This window comes from uncultured Boseongicola sp. (assembly GCF_937988555.1).
In the GTDB taxonomy this organism is placed as follows: Bacteria; Pseudomonadota; Alphaproteobacteria; order Rhodobacterales; family Rhodobacteraceae; genus Boseongicola.
Window position 1 is genome coordinate 1 of record NZ_CALJXO010000366.1, and the last position, 3818, is coordinate 3818.

At 57.3% G+C, this 3818-nt stretch carries 3 protein-coding genes and 1 pseudogene; all 4 read left to right on the forward strand.

The features are described from left to right. Positions 1-140: 140 nt before the first annotated feature. Positions 141-230 (forward strand): annotated as a pseudogene (locus tag Q1B15_RS23580) (hypothetical protein); the annotation flags it as partial. 124 nt (positions 231-354) lie between these two features. Beyond that, entirely contained in the window at positions 355-570 is a 216-nt protein-coding gene (locus Q1B15_RS23585; RefSeq protein WP_366141765.1) for a DNA processing protein DprA, read from the forward strand. Positions 571-691: 121 nt separating this feature from the next. After that, positions 692-3235: a type I DNA topoisomerase gene (gene topA, locus Q1B15_RS21570; RefSeq protein ID WP_299757916.1), complete on the forward strand. Its 2544-nt coding sequence runs from the start codon at positions 692-694 to the stop codon at positions 3233-3235. 78 nt (positions 3236-3313) lie between these two features. Further along, on the forward strand, positions 3314-3818 hold a 505-nt coding region (locus Q1B15_RS21575; RefSeq protein WP_299757918.1), incomplete at its 3' end, for a 3-oxoacid CoA-transferase subunit A.

Consider the following 3818-nt stretch of genomic DNA (forward strand, 5'->3'; position numbering starts at 1 on the left):
CCCCAAGGAAACGTCGTCATAGCTCAAGAGATTGAAGAAGAGGGCATACACATCAGCGAGACACCCGTTCACCAAACGCCCCACGCGCGGCGCTTCCCACGCTGCAACCGCCCATTGTTTCAGGCCTTGCCCAAGCCGTTATCGTCTTTGAGGCCGCCGCAAAATCCGGCAGCCTCATCGCCGCACGGATAGCCCTTGATCCAGGCCGCGATGTCCTCGCGGTTCCCGGCCATCCCTTCGACGCCCACGCCTCTGGCTGCAATATGCTGATCCGAGACGGCGCCGCTCTGGAGCGATCCGCCAAAGACATCCTCGAAGCGCTCGAACGTCCGGAACCGGCCCGCCAGCCACGCTTTGCGCCTTCAAGAGCAGCCCGACCGCACCAAGCCTGCGACCCTTGGCCTGCGCCAGCAAATACTAGATCGTCTCGGCCCTTCCCCAGTCCTCAAAGATCAAGTGATCCGAGACCTGAACCTCAGCGTCGATGGTCTCCTCCCGGAAATCGCTATCCTGGAAATCCGAGGCGCTCTCCAACGGGATGCTGGTGGGATGTTGAGAGGGATGAAATGACCGCAAAGGCGGCGCATCCAAGCATCACTTACCCCCCCGGACGACATGCGCCGTTGACAAGTTCAGATCCGCGCCCACATGTTCCGCCGCCAAGACCCCCGGTTTCTTTGAAAGGTTTTTCATGCCCGTCGTCGTTGTCGAATCTCCGGCTAAAGCCAAGACAATAAACAAATATCTCGGCTCTGATTACACCGTTCTGGCCAGTTACGGCCACGTTCGCGACTTGCCGCCCAAGGATGGTTCCGTCGATCCAGACAACGCGTTTTTGATGAAATGGGAGATCGCTTCCGATTCGAAGAAGCACATCAAAGCGATTGTAGACGCCCTGAAAGACGACCCAGTGCTGATCCTCGCAACTGACCCCGACCGCGAAGGCGAGGCGATCAGCTGGCACCTTGAAGAGGCGCTCCGCGCCCGCAAAGCCATCAAAAAAGACACGCCCGTCAGTCGCGTCGTCTTCAATGCGATCACTAAATCTGCCGTCACCGAGGCGATGCAGAACCCACGCGAAGTAGACATCGATCTGGTCGAGGCCTACCTCGCCCGCCGTGCGCTGGACTACCTCGTTGGCTTCAACCTTTCGCCCGTGCTGTGGCGCAAACTGCCCGGCGCCAAATCTGCAGGTCGTGTTCAGTCGGTTTGCTTGCGCCTCATCGTCGAGCGCGAGATGGAGATCGAAAAGTTTCACGCTCAGGAATACTGGACCGTCAAATCACTGCTCGCCACGCCGCGCGGACAAGAATTTGAAGCGCGTCTCACCGTCCTTGGTGGCAAGAAGCTCGACAAGTTCGACATTTCAAACAGCACCGCAGCCGAACTTGCCGTACAAGCCATCGAGAGCCGCGACCTGACCGTCAAATCCGTCGAGGCCAAACCCGCCTCGCGCAATCCATCGCCGCCCTTCATGACCTCGACCCTGCAACAGGAAGCTAGCCGCAAGTTCGGCTTTGGTGCGCGACAGACGATGCAGGTCGCCCAACGGCTCTATGAGGCCGGACACATCACTTATATGCGGACTGACGGCATCGACATGGCCCCCGAAGCGGTTGCCGCTGCTCGTGATGCAATCAAGAACCGTTACAACGCCCAATACGTCCCCGACAGCCCGCGTGTCTATAAAAACAAGGCAAAGAACGCTCAGGAAGCGCACGAATGTATCCGCCCGGCGGAGATGACAGCCGACGCTGAGAGCTTGGATTTACGCGACGCGGACCAGAAAAAACTCTATGACCTGATCTGGAAACGCACGCTCGCGAGCCAGATGGCCGCCGCACGAATGGAACGAACAACGGTCGATATCGCCAGCCGCGATGGGCAAATTGAACTGCGCGCGACCGGTCAGGTCATGCTGTTTGACGGCTTCATCCGCGTCTATGAAGAAGGCCGCGACGATGTTGTCGACGACGATGACAAACGGTTGCCACAGATCATGGACGGCGAAAAGACCGACAAGAAAGCCGTCTCGCCCGAGCAGCATTTCACCCAACCGCCGCCGCGCTACACAGAAGCCACGCTGGTCAAACGGATGGAAGAACTAGGCATCGGTCGCCCGTCGACCTATGCCTCGATCGTCACAACAATTCAGGATCGTGGTTACGTCCACAAAGACAAGAACCGCCTTTTCCCCGAAGACAAAGGCCGTCTCGTCATTGCCTTCCTCGAGAATTATTTCAGCCGGTACGTCGGCTACGAGTTTACCGCGAACCTTGAAGAAGAGCTTGACGATATCACAGCTGGCAGCCGCGAATGGCAGGATGTCCTGGCGCGGTTCTGGCGTGATTTCAAAGCTGCAATTGAAGAAACAGCCGATCTTCGGATCACCGAAGTCCTTGAAAAGATAAATGAGGTTCTCGAACCACACCTTTTCCCGCCGACAGAAGAAGGCGGCGATCCGCGGCTTTGCCCGAACTGCGGCTTGGGACGTCTTTCGATGCGCACGGCTCGATCCGGCGGCGCTTTCATTGGCTGCTCGAACTACCCCGAATGCCGCTACACACGTGCCTTCGGCCCTCCGGGGTCTGAACCCGAAAGCTCAATCCCGCCCGAGGGCAAAATGCTCGGCGAGGATGCTGGCGACAACATCTGGGTCCACAAAGGCCGTTTTGGCCCCTACGTCCAGCGCGGTGAACTGACCGAGGAGAACAAGAAACCACCTCGTCAGTCGATCCCCAAGGATTGGCCGCCTGAGGATGTTGAACTCGAACAGGCCCTTAAACTTCTGTCGCTGCCGAGAAAAATCGGACCGCACCCAGAAGACGGTGTGCCGATCTGGTCGAATATCGGGCGCTATGGCCCCTATCTGAAATACGCCGAAAGCACGTCCGATCGCGGCGGCGTCAACGCCAACCTGGAAAGCATTGACGAGGTCTGGAGCGTTGGGATGAACCGTGCTGTCGAACTGATCGCGGCAAAGCTGGCGTCACGGGGCGCGCGCGGGGCGGCGAAAACATTGAAAGATCTGGGCGAACATCCCGAAAGCGGCGGTCCGATTGCCATCATGGACGGAAAGTACGGACCATACGTGAAATGGGAAAAGGTCAATGCGACCCTGCCCAAGGACACCGATCCCGAGGCCCTTACAATTGAGATGGCTGTGGAACTGATCAACGAAAAAGCCGGCAGCAAGGGCAAGAAAAAGCCGGCCCGCAAGAAGAAAGCGTCCTGATAGCGCTGCACTGCGGCGATTGACTTTGAGCAGACCTAGCGTCAAACCCTCTCGCGACAGATACAGAGGAGATCGCGCATGAAAAAAGTCTTTCCCAATGCCACAATGGCCCTGGAGGACGTCTTGCGCGATGATATGCTCATTGCAGCCGGCGGATTTGGTCTTTGCGGCATCCCCGAGCTTCTCTTGCAAGCAATCAAAGAAAGCGGCGTTAAAAACCTGACGTTTGCGTCCAATAACGCGGGCGTAGATGACTTTGGTATCGGCATCTTGTTGCAGACCAAGCAGGTCAAAAAGATGATCTCGTCCTACGTCGGCGAGAACGCAGAATTTATGCGGCAGTATCTTTCTGGCGAGTTAGAACTTGAGTTCAATCCGCAAGGCACCTTGGCCGAACGCATGCGCGCTGCTGGCTGCGGCATCCCGGGTTTTTACACCAAAACAGGCGTCGGCACGGTCATCGCCGACGGCAAAGAACACAAAGACTTCAACGGCGAAACCTATATTCTCGAAGAAGGCATCTTCGCCGATCTTTCCATCATCAAACCGTATAGGTTCACCGGTTTTTACCTCGTCAAAGATC

What these genes read in the sequence shown, in the direction of transcription:
- topA (WP_299757916.1), top strand. Translation starts at nt 692, where the DNA reads ATGCCCGTCGTCGTTGTCGAATCTCCGGCTAAAGCCAAGACAATAAAC.